Below are 18,374 nucleotides of genomic sequence, written 5' to 3' on the forward strand. Positions count from 1 at the left end.
ATCATAAAAGTATATTTTTAAGATAAATAAATCTTTTAACGAAATGTTTGAGTTATATCTTTTATAATTGGTTAATAAATGGAAAATTATAAACAAATTTTCTTACTCAAATGTAATTTATTATTATATATTTTTGAAAAATGTATATACGCCATAAATTTATTTAATTAAATAAAAAATGAAGACTTAAGGCAGTAAATTTATTATATTAACAACAAAAAAAACGACTTTATAGGTCGTTTTTTGATTATATTTATTTCTAATTAGTTTGATCAATATTATTCTATCACTTTTAGCTTAGCAAATTTTAATAAGAGCTTTTTATCCCCTTCATTTTCAAAATTAATAAGTGCCTTTGCATTTTCAGGATCACCTTCAATTGATATAACTTTTCCCTTACCAAAACGATCATGCAATACATGATCACCAATTTTTAAATTAGCAATCGATCCGCCAACCGGATTTGTTAATTTTGCACTCGAAATTGGTTTTAAATTTTGTGGAGATTTTACTTGAGCATCGTTTTTTTGGTACTTAGGGTTAGGTCCTTTAGGGTAGCGAGGCACAAAATCATCTTCAAACAAATCCAAATTTAATCCAGAATTATTTCTAATGGAATTGGTAAAATTAATATTTAATACCTCCAAATGCTTTTCACTGATTTCTTCTAAAAATCTACTAGGTTCTCCATCAACTATTTTCCCCCACCTGAAACGGGTTGTAGCGTAAGTGAAATAGGCTTTTTCTTCTGCTCTTGTTAAAGCCACGTAAAATAATCTTCTTTCTTCTTCCAATTCTTGTCGAGTATTCAACGACATTTGAGAAGGAAACAAATTTTCTTCTAATCCAACAATGAAAACAATGGGAAATTCTAATCCTTTTGCTAAATGGATAGTCATTAAAGAAACTTTATCTTCTTCTCCATCTTCCGAATCTAAATCAGAGGCTAAAGCTATATTTTCCAGAAAAAAATTCAAACTTGGATCACCTCCATCTAGCTGTCTTTGTTCATCAACAAAACCTTGTAAACTATTTAATAATTCCTGAATGTTTTCAACTCTGGATATTCCTTCAGGGGTATCGTCTTCTTTCAAAGTTTTTAATAATCCGGAAGTGACGGCTACTCGCATGGCAACTTCATATACATCTTCAGTTTTCAATAATACTTGAAAACTCTTAATCATAGTCCAAAAATTGGCTAATTTATCGATTGTTGACTTGTTAATGCCTAATGAATTACCATAAAACTCTATCTGCTCTAAGATTTCATCTAAAGATTTTCCTTGTTGATCGGCTCCAACAATAAGTTTATTAATAGTAGTATCTCCAATTCCACGAGCAGGATAATTAATTATTCTTAACAGAGCTTCTTGATCTTTAGGATTTACTAAAATTCTTAGGTAGGCTAGAAGATCTTTAATTTCTTTTCTTTGATAAAATGAAAGTCCTCCGAATACCTTATAAGATATATTTTTTTTTCGCAATGCTTCTTCAATGGCTCTAGATTGTGCATTTGTTCGATAAAGTATAGCGAAATTTTTATTTTTTTTCTGTTGTGACATTTTAAGTGAAAAAATCTCTGAAGCTACATAATTCGCCTCATCGGCATCGGATAGTGCTCTATAAACAGGGATTTTATCTCCTGATGGATTTTGTGTCCAAACATTTTTTTCTAATTGGTCGCGGTTTTTAGCTATTACTTCATTAGCTGCTTCAACAATTATTTGTGTAGATCGGTAATTTTGTTCAAGAGGGATAATTTGGGCATCCGGGTAATCTTTTTTAAAATTAAGTATATTCCTGATATTAGCGCCCCGAAAAGCATAAATGGATTGCGCATCATCACCAACTACACAAATGTTTTCGAATCTTGAAGCCAACGCTTTCACTATTAAATATTGTGAATGATTAGTGTCTTGATACTCATCTACCATAATATAACGAAAACGATCTTGATATTTAGCCAATGATTCAGGAAAACGTGTAAGCAATTCATTGGTACGAAGCAACAGATCATCAAAATCCATGGCACCTGACTTAAAGCAACGTTCTACATATGCTTGGTAAATCTGTCCTATTTTGGGACGCATAGCAGCTGTATCGGCTTCTATTAATTCAGGATTATTAAAGTAGGCACGAACAGTTATCAGATTATTTTTATAACTTGATATTCTTCCTAAAACTTGTTTAGGTTTATAAATATCCGTATCAAGCTGTAATTCGTTGATTATCTTTTTAATTACATTTAGACAATCTTGCTGATCATAAATTGTAAAGTTTGAAGGAAATCCTAACTTATTTGCTTCTGCACGTAAAATTCTTGCAAAAACAGAATGAAAAGTTCCCATCCATAAATTTTTAGCTTCAGTACCCCCAATTAATGACGATATCCTCTCTTTCATCTCACGAGCTGCCTTATTTGTAAAGGTTAAGGCTAGAATATTAAAAGAGTCAACACCTTTATCTATAAGATGGGCAATTCTATACGTTAAAACTCTTGTCTTTCCAGAACCTGCTCCCGCAATAATCATTAGAGGTCCTTCGGTTGTGCTAACTGCCTGTTTTTGAACTTCGTTTAAATCTGCAAATAAATCTTTCATACGAAAATCAAAGGTATGAATTTTTAAGAAAATTACTACAGTTTACTTAATGAAGAGGTTATTAATGGTTAAGTATTATTTCTGAATACGCTTATTTTAAATTAGACCTAACTATTAATTTATGAAAAGATTTAATTAGGTTCATATATATTTGAATTTTATTTTAAGAGGGTATTTACTTTACTATTGCAACTATTTTGATATACGACGAAAACGCTAATTCTATAATTTAAATGAAGTATCGTTTAAACCAAAATGCACTTCGTTTTCTTTTATATCATAAATTAAAAAAAATCTTATATATCCTCTAATTGTATCATTATGTGTTATAATCGATTAGCTCTATTTTTTATTCTAAGGAAAATAACAAGATAATTTAGAATTCTAAATTATATATCAATTTAAAAAGGGATTTTATTAAAAAGTAAATAAGCTATTTCTCGTAAACTATTTATGAGAATTAATTACTTAGGATGTATTACTAAAATCAAACTTTATTCCTTTTTGCTCATGTTTTGGAAATAAACCGAATTCCTTTTCTAACTTTCATTTTTTCAGTAGTGAAATATTAATCTAATCTTTTATGTAATAGCTGTCTTTTATAAACTTAATGTCAAATCAATATTTTTTAGATATTGCATTTTCGTTATAAAGTATTATTCTTTTTTAGATTCTAAATATTATAAACAATTAGTGAGATGATATGTATGTTTTAATTTGTAATTATAATGCCTAACATTTTATAAAAATCTCTAAGAATTTTAGCATTTCCCGGCCATGCAGGTGAAGTAACTAGATTACCATCAAGTACAGTATCTGTAGCATCCACTTTTTTATAAATGGCTCCAGCCAATTTTACTTCGGGCGCCACTGCTTCATAGCATGTAACTGTTCTTCCTTTTATTACGCCAGCTGCCGTTAAAACCTGTATTCCATGACAGATTGCTGCAACGGGTTTTTGCTGTGTAAAGAAATATTGTGTAATATCAAGCACTTTATCATTTAAACGGATATATTCGGGAGCTCTTCCGCCTGTTATAAACAGCCCGTTGTATTCATCAGGATTAATCTCTGAAAAAGTTTTATTGATTATAAAATTATGACCTCTTAACTCTTGATAAGTTTGAAATCCAACAAAATCGTGAATCGCAGTTACTATGCTATCACCGGCTTTTTTATCCGGACATACTACATCTACTTCTACTCCTAAAGATAATAGTGACTGATATGGAACCATTATTTCGTAATCTTCAACAAAATCTCCGGCTAACATTAAAATTTTCATATTCTTTTTCATTTCATATAATCATTTATCTTACTAAAATAAGAATTTATTAAATTATTTATCTCTTAATCAACATATAATAACATAATATAAAAAATTCCCTGAAAAATTCAGGGAATTCAAAGTTTATTATAATTAAGTGTTTTTAAAATTACAATTTAGGTCCAGCTGCAACTAATTTTTTTCCTTCTTCAGTATCAGTATATTGCTCAAAGTTTGCAATGTACTTAGCTGCTAAATCTTTTGCTTTTGTTTCCCATTCAGATACATTTGAATAAGTTGTTCTAGGATCTAATATATCTGATACATTAGGTAATTTTGTTGGGAAAGTTAAGTTAAGATATGGAATTTTATTGGTTTGCGCTTTTTCAATAGAACCATCTATAATAGCATCTACAATTGCACGAGTATCTTTTAATGATATACGTTTACCTGTTCCATTCCATCCTGTATTTACTAAATATGCTTTCGCTCCATGCTGTTTCATTTTAGATACCAGAGTTTTTGAATATTGAGTTGGATGTAATGATAGGAATGCTTCTCCAAATGCTGGTGAAAATGATGGTAGAGGTTCTGTAATTCCTCTTTCTGTTCCTGCTAATTTAGAGGTGTATCCACATAAGAAATGATATTGTGCTTGTTCTTCATCTAAAATTGATACTGGAGGTAGTACTCCAAAGGCATCTGCTGATAAATAAATGATTTTTTTAGCATGCCCTGCTTTTGATGGAAGAACAATTTTATTAATGTAGTAAATAGGGTAAGAAACACGTGTATTTTCAGTGATGGATTTATCTTTAAAATCAACTTCTCCATTAGATTTTACAACTACGTTTTCTAGTAAGGCATCTCTTCTAATTGCTCTCCATATATCCGGCTCTTTCTCTTCAGAAAGATCAATAACTTTTGCATAGCAACCGCCTTCATAATTAAATACACCGTTGTCATCCCATCCGTGCTCATCATCTCCGATCAGATAACGTTTAGGGTCTGCTGATAAAGTTGTTTTTCCTGTTCCCGATAGACCAAAGTATATAGCTACATCTCCTGCTTCACCTACATTAGCTGAACAGTGCATAGAAGCCATACCTTTTAATGGTAAATAATAATTCATCATAGAGAACATTCCTTTTTTCATTTCTCCACCGTACCAAGTTCCTCCTATAATCTGAACTTTTTGTGTTAAGTTAAACATAACAAAGTTTTCAGAATTAAGTCCTTGTTCTTTCCAGTTCGGATTGGTTACTTTAGAACCATTCATAATAAAGAAATCAGGTTCTCCATAATTTTCAAGTTCGTATTGGGATGGACGTATAAACATATTGGTAACAAAATGTGCCTGCCATGCCACTTCCATAACAAAACGAACTTTCATTCTTGTATCTTTATTAGTTCCACAAAATGTGTCAACCACATATAGTTTTTTGTTGGAAAGTTGTTTTGCAACTAAACCTTTTAGATTATCAAAAATTTGTGGCGTTGTTGGAACATTAATTTTTCCATCCCACCATATAGTATTTTCGGTTACTGAATCTTTAACAATATATCTATCTTTAGGCGAACGTCCGGTAAAAACTCCTGTTTTAACTGCTACGGCTCCCGATGTAGTCAATTCTCCTTTTTCATATCCCTCATTTTTAGGGTCCATTTCAGCTTGATAAAGTTGTTCATAGGTAGGATTGTGAACAATTTCTGTAATACCTGAGATTCCATGTTTCTCTAGTGATTTTATTAAGTCTTCCATAATTTAAAATAAATTAATTTTCTTTTTTTGTATATACAAATCTAATAATATAAATCAACATAATTTTTTCTATTATATATGATATAACTCACAAGTTGAAAATATATTTATATTCATTAAATAAAATATTTTTTCAACAAATAAACATATAAAGCAATATTTACTTGCTTTTACTAAAAAAAATATTCTAAATAATATTATTTTTATTTTATTTTCCTAAACTAACAAAAGCTAATCTTTTTAAAGTTAAAGCAGCTAGAATAAAATAAACGAAGCAAGTTAGCCACATTTGCATCCAAAGTTCTTTAATTTCAATAAGGCTAGCTCCGAATTGTGTTATTTCTAAAAAACCTTTTACTGCCAGAGTAGACGGGAATAAATAAGAAATACCTTTTATCCAGTCAGGAAAAGCCAATGTTGGCCAAGATACTCCGCATAAAAATAAGGAGGGTATAGAAAAAATAGTAACTACCATGATAGCATCTTCTCTCTGCTTAAAAAAATTCATTAAGAAAATTCCTAAAAATGTTACTGAAAATATAAATGGTATTAAAAAAATGAATATCTCAAAAGGATTTCCTCGTTGCGGAAAATTAAAAAGTCCCATAACTAAACCTACTTGTATTACCATAAGAATCATAGATATTAACATATATGCTCCTGATCTTCCTAATAATACAGGAATAGCTCCCAACGGTCTTTTAATAAAAGGATATAATTTAATAAATGATTTTCTTTCTCTTTGTGTCCCTCCTAATACACCCATTGCCGAAATTTGCAATGTCTGAATTGCTATTAAAAATACAACCGGCATTACGAATGTTGCATATCCTGATCCAATATTGAATAATGGTACAGATATGGTTTCTATGGGTCTTCGGGAAGCAACTGCTTGTCTTTGAGATGCCCCACTGGCCATAAGTTTATTAACTTCTATTTGAGCACTAAAGTTTCCAACGGAAGCCGTTACTGAAGTTAAAAACTGTTTATAATAAAGCATATAAGAAGCATCACAATATACAGCAATAGAAGGAACTTCTCCTCTTTGTAAATCTCTGGAAAAATCCTTAGGAAATAAAATAATTCCTTTTACTTTTCCCAAATTAAAAAGATTTTCCGCTTCTAGTAAGCTTGTAGCTGAATGATTTATTTTTACCTGTTGAGAGGAATTCAACATACGTGTTAACGTATGAGTCATTTGTGACTGATCTTGATCAACCACAGCAATTGGTATTTTTGTAACTACTTCATGGGAGTATATGTAGGAATATAAGAATCCAACAATAATAGGGCTTATAAGATAGGATGATTTTACAGCGGAATCGGATAATATAAGACGAATCTCTCTTAGAAATGTTTTACCAATTACTGATATATATTCTAACAAAACTTTAAGCATAATATCCTCCTTTTTTTAATAATCGATTGTAACGAGGCATTGAAATAAATCCTAATGCGCAGAATACCATAAAAGCTATTATATATCCGAAGTTTAAGCTTCCAATTTCTATACCTCTTATTGCATAATCAATTATAAAACGTAAATAGGAAGTAAATGGAAAGGTATAACTTATGTATTGTATCACATCTGGTAATCCTTCTTTAGGAAAAGTATATCCTGTAAATGAAAACGCTATAGCTGAATAAGAGCCACCTAACGTAAGTGCAGTACGTAAATCTTTATTAAAGCTAACGTAAAATAAACCTAATAGCTGGCAAACTAATACAAAAACTATAAAATAAATATTTACTATAAAAAAATTACCTCTTAAAGTAATTCCTATCTTATAATATAATAAACTATTCATAAAGAAGCCAACGATAGAAAATAGAATGGTATATGGTAATGATTTAGCCCAAAATGAAATCCATACATTTCCTCTACTTGCAACGAATAATTCTCTTCCTTTCCTTTCTTTCAATACAGACCCTAATACATAAATTGATACTACTATCATAATAACCTGCAAAGCCATAGGCATTAGTGAAACAGTAAGATAATAAGAATAATTTGTATAAGGGTTAAATAATATATGCTGTTTAGTACTTATAGGTGATGTCGCTGCTATAGCTTGTTTTTGAGTTAAACCCTGTTGGGTTAATCCGTTTATATGTGCTTGAGCAGCAAGCGTTCCTACTGTAGATTGAAAGGCTTTGTTAATGAGTCCTCCAGCTAATAAATAATTATTATTGTAGAAACATACTAACTGAGAACTTATGTTTCTATACATATTTTTTTCAAAATTTACTGGAATGACAAGTAACGCAAAAGCTTGATCCGTCCTAATTAGTTTTTCTCCATCTTGCTGATTTTCAACTTCAGTTATAATGTTTAATGAAGAAGTTGCATTTAACATTCTTCCTAATTTCCTAGAAGTGTTAGATTTATCTTGATCCAGTAAAACAACAGGAAATTTTCTTGGAACTCCTTGTTGTAATAAACTTGCATAATATAGAAATATTCCACAAGGTAGAATAACCGCCAAAAACAGTAATCTTGGACTAGTCAGTAGCCGTTGAAATTCTTTTAAAAATATAGGAAAAAAACCTTTTCGCATTAGTTTTTCTTCAAAGATTTTTCATCTACTAAAGCACTCATACCAGGTCTCAATCCTTCAACTTTTTCTGTAGGATAGGCTTTAATTTCAAAGGTTTTCATATCAAAATCGCCTTGAGTCTTGGTAGCATTCCATGTGGCAAAATCACCTTGAGCAGCAATATAACGAACTTGTAATTTGATCTTTTTATTATTTAAAGCAGGAATTTGAGCTTCGAAAGTGGTTCCTTTACTAAAGCTTCCCATTAAATTTTCTTTAATATTAAAGACAACCCAGACATCATTTAAATCTACAAGGTTAACAATAGGATATCCAGCACTAACCACCTCCCCTCTATTAGGAATTATTTTTAAAACTTCTGCGGTTGCGGGAGACAAAACTTTTGCTTCTTTTTTATAGGCCAGCACTTCTTCAATTGCTCCTTGCGCCTGATTTACTTGTGCCGATGCCGCTTCTTTATCTTCACTTCTAGATCCGTTTAAGGCCATTTCATAATTTGCATAAGCTGCTTTTTCTTGCTCTCTAGATGCTTTACTTTGTGTATAGGCTTCATCCCTTTTTTGTGCAGAAATAACTTTATCATTGTATAAATTCTGCATTCTTTGGTAAGTTTTTTCTGCTAATTCAGCAGAAGCTTTTGCCTGTTGCCATTGGTTTAAGGCTCCTTGGATCTGCTCATATCTGGTTCCTGTCTTCGCTTTCTTATCTTGAGCTTCTGCAGCAGCTTTTGCTGATTCAGCTTGTACTAATTTCGCATCTAATTCAGGTGTGCTTAGAACAGCTAATAAATCTCCTTCTTTCACCATATCTCCTTCTTTTATTAAAACTTGTTCCAATCTTCCAGCTATTTTAGGGGACACATTAATTTGAGTAGCATCTACTTGTCCTTGAATAGTTTCCTTTGCTGGTTTATTCATAAACCATATGGATAGTCCTATTATTGCTACTATTATAATAATACTTATGATTGAACTTATAAGTTTACTTTTCATATAAATGACTATTGATTCGTATATTTTATAAAATCTTGACTTAATCCGCTATATTCTAATAAAGATGCTAAATCAACTACATAATCATAACTGGCCTGTAATTTTTGTAGTTTTATCCCTGATAAATTAACTTCTGCATCTACTACATCCGTAGAGGTTTGTACTCCTTCAGAAAAACCTCTTGCTCTAACTCTTACTAATTCTTCTGCTTGTACAATCTGAACCTCCAAATTTTGTATCTGCTCTTCCTGCTTTTGTAAATCTTGAAATATTTTTTCAATCATTGTACGAATATCTTTTTTCGCTTTCTCTTGTTGGAATTCAATACTCTCTTTAGTTGCCTTAGCGGATTTTATCTCATTTTTATGTTGAAAACCGCTAAAAATATTATAAGACAAACCCACTCCTAAAGACCATGGTTTTTTATTTTTTTCCACTCCGCCTATCGGATTGTTATGTACTAAAATTGAATTACCTAATGCTGATATTGTTGGATAATAAGTAGATTGCTTGGATTTTAGCCCTTGATTAGCTAAATCAATTTGTAGCTGAAGTTTCTGTAACTCAGGATAATTATCAATAGCAAAATTCTGATAATATTCTAATGGCTGTAAAAACGGAACAATAAAGAAAGGAGTAGATAATTCTTGACTTATCCCATCTATTCCTAAAGTATTTGCCAAAGCCAGTCGTGTCAATTCAGCGTCTTTTTGGGCGGCAAGATATTGACGATTTGCTTCAGAAACGGCTACATCCGCTTGAAGCTTTTCAACAGGAGCAATCAATCCTTGTTCTTCCATTTTTGATGCATTATATAAATGCTTATTCATAGCGTCCAATACTTGCTTTCTTACTATAACAGCCTCCTCAGCAAGTTTTACCTGAAAATATCGTTGAGCCAATTCTGAAATGAGCTTGTTTTTAGTACTTACTAATTCTTTATTTCCTATTTCAGCTTTTATTTTTGAAGCTTCTATTGCTGCATTAATTTTACCACCTGTAAAAATCGGCCAAGTAAATTTTACCCCTCCTAACAAAATATCTCTTTTTAGAAGCCTTACATCCCAATTACCCAATTCTTCGGGATCCGAAATATTCAAAATATTAGCAACTTCTGACCTTGCATTATTTAAATTGCTCCCAATCCTTTTATCCCTATATATCCCAACACCAAATACATCTAATTGGGGATAACGTAATCCTTTAGAAGATTTAAAATCGAATTGATAAGCTTCTTCCTGTTTTTCGACAGCTTTAATCAGATTATTTTCTTTGTACATAATAATCTGAGATTCAGAAAATGATAGCGATTGTGAACAGAGTTTTAAGGATAAACTAAATGATACCACTAATGTCAAGGAAATTCTGATATATCCTATCATATTTTTTGTATATTTAAGTACAAAAATAAAATATTTTTTAATATAATTTATTTTTAATTGAAGTATGCATTGCAAAGTTATTAACTTTGGATTTTAAATATTTTAAAAACAATACATATGAAATTCTTGAAAGAATTATTTTCAAAAAGTAAAAAACACGACCAAACTGAACAACATCAAGAAAAACAATCATTCCAATCACTTATTGAACAATATGGAGGGCTTGGTTTTGAAAAGCAAATCGATTTAGATGGTGTTATTGACGATAAGCCTTGGGAAATTGATATGGATGCTCAACAAATTGTTTTTGGCGGTGATTTATATTGTTCTTTTCAGCTATTGGGAACCTTTTCGCATTCGACCGCGACTTGGCTTTGGGCTTGGGGCAATGAACAATCTGATCTTCCACAAGGTGTTATTCAGCAGTCTCTTGAGCTTAAAAAATATGGTGAAGAGCACAATATTGATTTATTTAAAATTCGTAAATTTGAATCCTCTGAAGCGAATTTACACCTAATTGGACTTATTGCTAGTGGTATGTTTGATTCAAGTGGTTATTATGTTGCTGATTATGGTCAAGGTGCACTTGTGTTAATTTTTAATAATGAGAATATTAACCAAATTCATCAAGAAAACAACACTCATCACCGCATTGCTAGCGTAATCCCGCAATTAATTGCCAATTATGAAGTGAATCACTATGCTGCAATAAAACACTATTTGCTAGCTAAAGATTATCAAATAACCTTTGATGATGGTTTAAAGCTGGTCGCAATCAAAGGTGAAAACCAAATCAGCGCAAAATTTGACAATTCATCGCGCTTAATTGGACTAGAAGGCTAAAAACGATTATTAGTGAAAATACAAATAAAAATTTATTAATAAAAGGACGTTATTATTTTTAAAACATTGATGAATTACTCGCGTTAGTTAATTATCGATGGGGATTGATATTAAGTGATTTTGTACTGAGATATGAAATCCATATACCATATTAAGAACAATTAACCGCCGGATCCCCATCCGACTTTTTGTAAAATTAATTATTAACTACATAGCTGTATTCCTCTTTCTGTTTTTGGTATCCAGTTAAACATTTCACTAATCAAATCAGGTAGACCATTATTTCCTGCATTCATTTCAAATTTATCCCAACTACAGCTTAGGCTATTTGCCTAATAAGTGGTGTAAGTGACATGAAATCAAATCATGCAAACCACCATTATTTGTATTCATTTCTAATCTATCCTAATCGTAATAGCCAATATGAGTAATAAACTGAGTAAGTATTATGATAAGTTCGATATCGCGAAGCAACTTATCAAGTGAAAATTAAACCAGTTTTATAACGGAAGTTCACCAAAAGGTAGCGAAAACCTTAATAGATTTTATCATCTTCATCTCTACGATTTTACATAAGAATAGTTAACTTGACTACACTAATCGTTGGCTTAATAATTGAGTATGTAAAACCGGAAATGAGCCATGATAAAAAGGTTTAGGTTATTTCTCCTACTTGATCGCTGAAATAGCAGGTAGCAAATTGACAACATCATTTTAAAAAATTTAAAAATTATTTACAATTATAAAAATATTATAATATTATGTCGAAACTATTTACCCCCCTACAACTGGGAAATATTATTTTAAAAAATAGAGTTGTAATGTCTCCTATGTGTCAATACTCAGCACATGATGGATTTGCAAATAATTGGCATCTTGTCCATTATGGTGCCCGAGCAGTAGGAGGAGTTGGCGCAATCATTCAAGAAGCTACTGCCGTTTCGCCACAAGGAAGAATTACATATAAAGATTTAGGGATTTGGAAAGATGAACATATTGTTGAATTAAGCAAAATAGTACATTTTATCCACGAAAACAATTGTTTAGCCGGCATACAACTAGCGCATGCTGGAAGAAAAGCAAGTACTCCTATTCCATGGAATCCTAGTGAAAAGCTGGAGGAGGGCTATAGTAAATGGGCAATAGTTTCACCCTCTCCCATTCCATTTAATATAAATTATCAAAAACCTAGGGAGCTTTCCGTTGATGAAATAAATATTATTATAAATGATTTTAAGGAAGGTGCCGAAAGAGCAGTTAAAGCAGGTTATGATATTATTGAAATCCATGCTGCTCATGGATATTTAATTCATGAGTTTTTATCACCGTTAAGTAATCAAAGAAAAGATGATTATGGAGGTAATTTTCAAAACAGAATTAGGTTTTTACTCAGAATCATTGAGTCGATTAAAAAAATCATTCCTAAAAAAGTCTCCTTATGGGTACGAATTTCTGCTACTGATTGGGAAGAAGATGGATGGTCTGTAGATGAATCTACAGAATTAGCTGAAATAATTAAAAAATTAGGAGTTGATGTAATGGATGTTTCTTCAGGCGGGTTAATTCCTTATGCAAAAATACCAAACAAGCCAAATTACCAAGTTCCATTCGCTAATAAGATAAAAAATAATTCAGAAATAATTACCGGAACTGTTGGGCTAATCACCAATGCAATTCAAGCAGAGGAAATTCTAGAAAACAGAGAAGCTGATTTAATTTTTGTAGGTAGAGAACTATTACGCAATCCATATTTTGTGTTGGAGGCAGCAAATATATTAGAGAATACTATTGATTGGCCACCCCAGTATGAATTATCTAAATTCCGATAAGCTTATTGAAAAATAATTGTTTATTTACATCTTTTTTAATATACATGGTATTATTTTTGAAGCTAAAACAAGCTAAAGTAAAATTAAAATTCGTAACTTTGCATTCATGAAAAAAACTGCTATATTATTTTTCTTATTTTTAGGATATTTTATTTCAGCTCAGTCTATTTCGTTTGAAAAAGACCAAATAGATTATGGAATTATAAAAAAGAATTCAGACGGTTATCAAACTTTTAAATTTACTAATGAGGGTGATAAACCTTTAATTATTTCTAATGTCAAATCTTCTTGCGAATGTTCTGTTCCTACTTGGACAAAATCACCAATTTTACCAGGAAAAAAAGGAGAAATAACTGTAAAATACAATACAAAAAATATAGGTAAGTTTTCAAAATCGATTGAAGTTTTTAGTAATGATCCCAAAATTTCCAGAAAACTTTTAAAAATTAAAGGAGAAGTACAATAATCTTATAAAAATAATAGTTAATATTAATCAAATATGAAAAAATTCATTCTAAGTTCAGCATTCCTATTGGGAGCATATTTTTTCAGCAATGCTCAGGAGATAAAAATTATCAATTATGAAAATAATACGGTAGATTATGGAACAATAGATAAAGGTTCTGATGGCAAAAGAATTATTAAAATTCAAAATGTCGGAGATAAACCATTAATTATTTCCAATATTAGAACTTCATGTGGCTGCACTGTACCTCAATGGACAAATGAACCTATAGCTCCAGGAAAAAAAGGAGAAATTACAGTTACCTACAATACATCTATAGCCGGTAAATTTAACAGGAAGATTACTATTTTATCTAACGACATAAATGAGTCCAGTTTCATAGTTAAAGTGGAAGGTACTGTCATAAATCCTGAAACTCCGGCTGCAGCTAACCCTTAAAAATAGTGTTAATTATTTATTATGCTAATACTAAGGACATTGCTTATGACAATGTCCTTTCTTTTTAAAATTAAAAATTATTTTATTCCTGTGTACGTTTGTTTTTTGTAGTTTTGTGTTTTAACAAAAAGTTAATACACTAAATTCGTTTTTATCTCTAATATTCTCTAATTTACATGAAAAAGATCGTTAATATTTTTCTATTTTTAGTTTTTTTGATAATTGTAGCAGGCTGTATAATGCCATCATTTCTTTCTAAAAATATCGAAATTACTATTTCTAAAGATTTTAACAATCCTATCAGTGAAGTTTTTGCAGAATTTAATGAATTGGAGAAATATGCAGCTTGGGGGCTTTTAATCAATGACGATTCTCTTAATACAAGAATAAATTATTTTTCTCCTTATAAGGGGACCGGTAGCAGCTTAACTTGGAGCAATTCCAAAAATAATACTATTGGTAAAGGAGAATATAAAATATTAAAAAGTAAATTAAATAAATATATAAAATCTCAAATTATATTTGTAGAAACTGGAGTTGTTTGTATTGAAGATATTGATTTTGAATCTAACGAAAATATGACTACCGTTTCGATTCACTTGAAGACAGAAGATTTTTCTTACTTTACCCGTATTTTTGCTTATTTATATTCTCATAAATTTAAAGAAAGTTTAGCTGAAAGTCTTGAAAAACTTACAAATTTATTAGAGGTTGTACATTCCCGTAAACAAATATCTGAGGGTGGTGGCATCAAGTATATTGACTTTCAAGGAATCCAACTTTTATGTATAAAAAGCGAAACATCATCCAAATATTCCGATGTTTATAATGCCGCACATAAATCCTTACAGGATATTTCAAAATACCTAACAGATAGTTTAAAGTATTCAAGTAATGAAATTAAAAAACCTATAATTTATTATACTACGGTGGATACTATAGCTAATAAGACTATATTTTATTCAGGCTATGCCATAGATGCAACAATAATTCCACCTAGTAGTGCAATGAATTTTATTACACTTCCTAATGGAAAAGCAATTACAACTCCTATAAATGAAAAAGTTCACAATCTTTTTAATGCTCGCTATATATTAGAGGAATACGCTAAAGACAACGACGTTAAACTTAAAAATATTTATTGGGAGGAATATCAAGAATATCCATCATCCATTGACGATGATATTAAGGGTAAGGCCTTTTATTTAATTACCGAATAAATGTAAAATTATATTTATGAAAAGAGCTTTGATAAGTGTTTCAGACAAAACTAACATTATAGATTTTTCAATTTTTTTAAAATCTCAAGGCTATGAAATTATTTCAACCGGAGGAACTTACAGGCATTTAAAATCTAATAACATTGAAGTTACAGAGGTTAATGATTACACGAGTTTCCCTGAAATCCTTGATGGAAGAGTAAAAACTTTACATCCAACCATTCATGGAGGAATACTTGCTTCAAGAAAGAATAAAGAACATATACAATCCCTCCATACCCTTCAAATACGTCCTATTGATATAGTTGTAGTAAATCTATACCCATTTTTCGAAAAATTAAATACTGATTTATCCGAAGAGGAAATGGTTGAATTCATTGATATAGGTGGACCTACTATGTTGCGTTCCGCTGCCAAAAATTTTTATTCTGTAACTGTAGTTTGTCAGATTGAAGATTATGCATTAGTAACAGAAGAAATGAAAAAAGATGGAAATACTTCTCTTGCTACACGTAAACAGTTAGCAGGTAAAGTTTTTAATCTAACCTCTTCCTACGATGCTGCCATTTCCAATTATATTTTAAACGATGATTATCCGCAATTCTTAAATACTTCTTATGAAAAAATAGAAGATTTAAGATATGGTGAAAATCCTCACCAAAAGGCTGCTTTTTATATAGATAAAACTAAAAACGGGGCAATGAAAAACTTTGAACAATTACAAGGTAAAGAACTTTCATTTAACAATTTTCGTGATATGGATATGGCTTATAAAGTAGTCAATGAGTTTTCAGAAATTTGTTGTTGCGCTGTTAAGCATTCTACACCTTGTGGAGTAGCCATTGGAAATAATGTTGTTGAAGCATACAAAAAAACGTTCGAATGTGATTCAATATCGATTTTCGGTGGAATTGTAGCATTTAATAGAACTGTTGATGAAGAAACTGCACAATTATTGGTTACCGTTTTTTTAGAAATCGTTATAGCACCGGCATTTACAGCTGAAGCAGTACAAATATTATCAACAAAAAAAAGTTTACGAGTCATAAAAATCAATAATTCTTTATCCGATTCTATAGAATTCGTAAAAGTGGATGGAGGACTTTTAGTACAAGATGTTGATAAAGGTACTACTAGGGATTTTGAGCAAGTAACTCATACATCTCCAAATGAAAATCAACTAAAAGATTTAATTTTTGCTCAAAAAATAGTTAAGCATGCTAAATCAAATGCCATCGTTGTTGCTTCTCAACAACAAGCCATAGGAATCGGTTCCGGGCAAACTAACAGAATATGGGCAGCTCAACAGGCAATTGAACGTGCTAAAGAAAAAAGGACAGATCATTTGGTTTTGGCTTCCGATGCTTTTTTTCCATTTAGAGATGTGGTAGACACTGCTGCTAAAAATGGTATTAAAGCAATTATTCAACCCGGTGGCTCAATACGTGACAAAGAAAGCATTGACGCTTGTAATGAACATAATATCGCCATGCTGTTTACAGGCATTAGACATTTCAAACATTAATTTATTATCATATAAAATTTTTTCAGATGAAAAATCTGTAAAAATATTTTTATCTTTACGGTATGAAATTAATCCAGTCTATACTATTGATTTGCATGGTTTTATTTGCAAATCTTAATATCTATATATACCAAAACTGGTGTCATGGAAAGAATATAGGCTATACGGTTAATTCAAAAAAATTTCCAACTGTAGTAAAAACAGATCCAAAATTAAGAGAAATACCTTGTTTAAAAAGAGATTTATGTTGTAAAGATGTACTTATTAAATCTAATGAGCATTCCGTATTTTCTTTTGATAATTTCTTTACAAATTTAAATTATTATTTTATTGCTATAGTTCCTGATGTAAATTGGGAATTACCTATTTTAGCTTTTTCTAAAAAAGAGGGAATTGTTCAACTTTATTCAAACCCTCCCCCTTCAATATCTAAATTATACAAATTTTATTGTCGTTATACCTATTACGGATAATATATTTTTCATTTTAGTCAATTTGTTTAATCCCTAAATATGGATTAGATGTAAATGTATTATTGTTTATATACTTACTCAATAATACAGTCAAAATTTTAATATAACATTATACTAAAAATAAAAAATGAAAAAATATATAGTTATGTTTTTGCTGTTCTTAAACTTATTTTCAATCGCACAGCATAAAACATTAAAAGGTCATATCGTTACTTCTTTAGAAAATGGCGAGAATATTCCCGTTAAAAATGCTGATGTAAACTGGAAAGAACATCCCGTTATGAAAACCGTAACTGATAGCTTGGGTAATTTTGAGCTAATGTATCACGAAGGACTATTTTCTATAGAAGTTTCAAAAGAAGGATTTATTTCTCAAGAAATTTTAATAAAAAATGTTGACGAGCCTGTGGAAATTTATCTAGAACTACAATTATCTCCTTCAGAAAAATTATTGGATGAAGTTGTCATACGTCAAAAAGCAAATGCCGTAAGTATCAAGGCTAATTCAGCATCTCTTACTTATACTATTAATAAAACCGAATTATTGAAAGCAGCCTGTTGTAATTTGGCAGAAAGTTTCGAAACTAACCCTACAGTTGATGTATCAACAACAAATGCCGTAACCGGTTCGAAACAAATTAGAATGTTAGGACTTGATCAAAAGTATACATCTATAACAGTAGATAACTTACCAGAAGTAAGGGGATTATCATCAGCAAGTGGTATAAATTTTATTCCCGGAACTTGGATTAACAGTATACAACTAACAAAAGGTGGAAGTACCATTAATAATGGCTATGAGGCTATTACCGGACAAATTAACACTGAATTAATGAAGTATAAAGATAAAAATTTTACTAATATTAATTTTTTTGCAAATCAAAATGCGCGATTAGAATTAAATATGGTAAATGCATCAAAAATATCCAACGATTGGAGCAATACAACTTTATCTCATTTTAGCGGAAGACTAGTCAAAGAAGACATGAATCATGACGGTTTTCTTGATAATCCTCTTT

At 30.6% G+C, this 18,374-nt stretch carries 15 protein-coding genes; 8 read left to right on the plus strand and 7 right to left on the minus strand.

The window, feature by feature from the left end:
- Nucleotides 1–278: 278 nt before the first annotated feature.
- The 7 genes from M3Z80_RS05205 to M3Z80_RS05235 all read right to left on the minus strand — a co-directional run bounded on the left by M3Z80_RS05205 (nt 279) and on the right by M3Z80_RS05235 (nt 10,561).
- The gene (locus tag M3Z80_RS05205) at nt 279–2,600 is read right to left on the minus strand and encodes an ATP-dependent helicase (protein WP_293918220.1); all 2,322 of its coding nucleotides are present in this window, start codon (nt 2,598–2,600) and stop codon (nt 279–281) included.
- A 712-nt stretch (nt 2,601–3,312) separates the two neighbouring features.
- Nucleotides 3,313–3,885 carry a DJ-1/PfpI family protein gene (locus M3Z80_RS05210; protein ID WP_293918222.1) on the minus strand — a complete coding sequence of 191 codons (573 nt, stop codon included), beginning with the start codon at nt 3,883–3,885 and terminating at the stop codon, nt 3,313–3,315.
- A gap of 151 nt (nt 3,886–4,036) precedes the next feature.
- Nucleotides 4,037–5,629, minus strand: coding sequence for a phosphoenolpyruvate carboxykinase (ATP) (pckA, locus tag M3Z80_RS05215; protein ID WP_293918223.1), 1,593 nt, complete (start codon nt 5,627–5,629; stop codon nt 4,037–4,039).
- Between the two features lie 208 nt (nt 5,630–5,837).
- On the minus strand, nt 5,838–7,028 hold the full coding sequence (locus M3Z80_RS05220) for an ABC transporter permease (protein WP_293918225.1): 1,191 nt from the start codon (nt 7,026–7,028) through the stop codon (nt 5,838–5,840).
- A complete protein-coding gene (locus M3Z80_RS05225; protein ID WP_293918227.1) occupies nt 7,021–8,187 on the minus strand; it encodes an ABC transporter permease in 1,167 nt (388 codons plus the stop codon). Before M3Z80_RS05225 ends, M3Z80_RS05220 begins: the two co-directional genes overlap by 8 nt.
- Complete coding sequence (locus M3Z80_RS05230; protein ID WP_293918229.1) at nt 8,187–9,179, minus strand: HlyD family secretion protein; 993 nt, start codon at nt 9,177–9,179, stop codon at nt 8,187–8,189. The genes M3Z80_RS05225 and M3Z80_RS05230 overlap by 1 nt, the downstream gene beginning before the upstream one ends.
- Nucleotides 9,180–9,187: 8 nt before the next feature.
- Nucleotides 9,188–10,561 (minus strand): TolC family protein, encoded by a 1,374-nt coding sequence (locus M3Z80_RS05235; RefSeq protein ID WP_293918231.1) that lies wholly within the window; start codon nt 10,559–10,561, stop codon nt 9,188–9,190.
- A 117-nt stretch (nt 10,562–10,678) separates the two neighbouring features.
- On the opposite strand from M3Z80_RS05235, the gene M3Z80_RS05240 reads away from it, so the two are divergent.
- From M3Z80_RS05240 to M3Z80_RS05275, 8 genes are all read left to right on the plus strand, one after another.
- Entirely contained in the window at nt 10,679–11,404 is a 726-nt protein-coding gene (locus tag M3Z80_RS05240; protein WP_293918233.1) for a DUF6882 domain-containing protein, read from the plus strand.
- A gap of 761 nt (nt 11,405–12,165) precedes the next feature.
- On the plus strand, nt 12,166–13,233 hold the full coding sequence (gene namA / locus M3Z80_RS05245) for an NADPH dehydrogenase NamA (protein WP_293918235.1): 1,068 nt from the start codon (nt 12,166–12,168) through the stop codon (nt 13,231–13,233).
- Between the two features lie 106 nt (nt 13,234–13,339).
- Nucleotides 13,340–13,699: a DUF1573 domain-containing protein gene (locus tag M3Z80_RS05250; RefSeq protein ID WP_293918237.1), complete on the plus strand. Its 360-nt coding sequence runs from the start codon at nt 13,340–13,342 to the stop codon at nt 13,697–13,699.
- 33 nt (nt 13,700–13,732) lie between these two features.
- Nucleotides 13,733–14,137 (plus strand): DUF1573 domain-containing protein, encoded by a 405-nt coding sequence (locus M3Z80_RS05255; protein WP_293918238.1) that lies wholly within the window; start codon nt 13,733–13,735, stop codon nt 14,135–14,137.
- Nucleotides 14,138–14,376: 239 nt separating this feature from the next.
- On the plus strand, nt 14,377–15,357 hold the full coding sequence (locus tag M3Z80_RS05260) for an SRPBCC family protein (RefSeq protein ID WP_293918240.1): 981 nt from the start codon (nt 14,377–14,379) through the stop codon (nt 15,355–15,357).
- Nucleotides 15,358–15,373: 16 nt separating this feature from the next.
- Complete coding sequence (gene purH, locus M3Z80_RS05265; protein WP_293918241.1) at nt 15,374–16,882, plus strand: bifunctional phosphoribosylaminoimidazolecarboxamide formyltransferase/IMP cyclohydrolase; 1,509 nt, start codon at nt 15,374–15,376, stop codon at nt 16,880–16,882.
- Nucleotides 16,883–16,944: 62 nt separating this feature from the next.
- Nucleotides 16,945–17,355 (plus strand): HYC_CC_PP family protein, encoded by a 411-nt coding sequence (locus M3Z80_RS05270; RefSeq protein ID WP_293918242.1) that lies wholly within the window; start codon nt 16,945–16,947, stop codon nt 17,353–17,355.
- A gap of 127 nt (nt 17,356–17,482) precedes the next feature.
- Nucleotides 17,483–18,374, plus strand: an 892-nt coding sequence (locus M3Z80_RS05275) for a TonB-dependent receptor (RefSeq protein ID WP_293918244.1), incomplete at its 3' end; no start/stop codon positions are given.

It is taken from the genome of Apibacter sp., assembly GCF_025291155.1.
Lineage (GTDB): Bacteria > Bacteroidota > Bacteroidia > Flavobacteriales > Weeksellaceae > Apibacter.

Bases quoted from the DNA above. Each gene is read 5' to 3' on its own strand.
- M3Z80_RS05235 (WP_293918231.1), bottom strand. From the start codon at position 10,561: ATGATAGGATATATCAGAATTTCCTTGACATTAGTGGTATCATTTAGT.
- pckA (WP_293918223.1), bottom strand. From the start codon at position 5,629: ATGGAAGACTTAATAAAATCACTAGAGAAACATGGAATCTCAGGTATT.
- M3Z80_RS05250 (WP_293918237.1), top strand. From the start codon at position 13,340: ATGAAAAAAACTGCTATATTATTTTTCTTATTTTTAGGATATTTTATT.
- M3Z80_RS05240 (WP_293918233.1), top strand. From the start codon at position 10,679: ATGAAATTCTTGAAAGAATTATTTTCAAAAAGTAAAAAACACGACCAA.
- M3Z80_RS05210 (WP_293918222.1), bottom strand. From the start codon at position 3,885: ATGAAAATTTTAATGTTAGCCGGAGATTTTGTTGAAGATTACGAAATA.
- M3Z80_RS05230 (WP_293918229.1), bottom strand. From the start codon at position 9,179: ATGAAAAGTAAACTTATAAGTTCAATCATAAGTATTATTATAATAGTA.
- M3Z80_RS05255 (WP_293918238.1), top strand. From the start codon at position 13,733: ATGAAAAAATTCATTCTAAGTTCAGCATTCCTATTGGGAGCATATTTT.
- M3Z80_RS05260 (WP_293918240.1), top strand. From the start codon at position 14,377: ATGCCATCATTTCTTTCTAAAAATATCGAAATTACTATTTCTAAAGAT.
- namA (WP_293918235.1), top strand. From the start codon at position 12,166: ATGTCGAAACTATTTACCCCCCTACAACTGGGAAATATTATTTTAAAA.
- M3Z80_RS05205 (WP_293918220.1), bottom strand. From the start codon at position 2,600: ATGAAAGATTTATTTGCAGATTTAAACGAAGTTCAAAAACAGGCAGTT.
- M3Z80_RS05270 (WP_293918242.1), top strand. From the start codon at position 16,945: ATGAAATTAATCCAGTCTATACTATTGATTTGCATGGTTTTATTTGCA.
- M3Z80_RS05220 (WP_293918225.1), bottom strand. From the start codon at position 7,028: ATGCTTAAAGTTTTGTTAGAATATATATCAGTAATTGGTAAAACATTT.
- purH (WP_293918241.1), top strand. From the start codon at position 15,374: ATGAAAAGAGCTTTGATAAGTGTTTCAGACAAAACTAACATTATAGAT.
- M3Z80_RS05225 (WP_293918227.1), bottom strand. From the start codon at position 8,187: ATGCGAAAAGGTTTTTTTCCTATATTTTTAAAAGAATTTCAACGGCTA.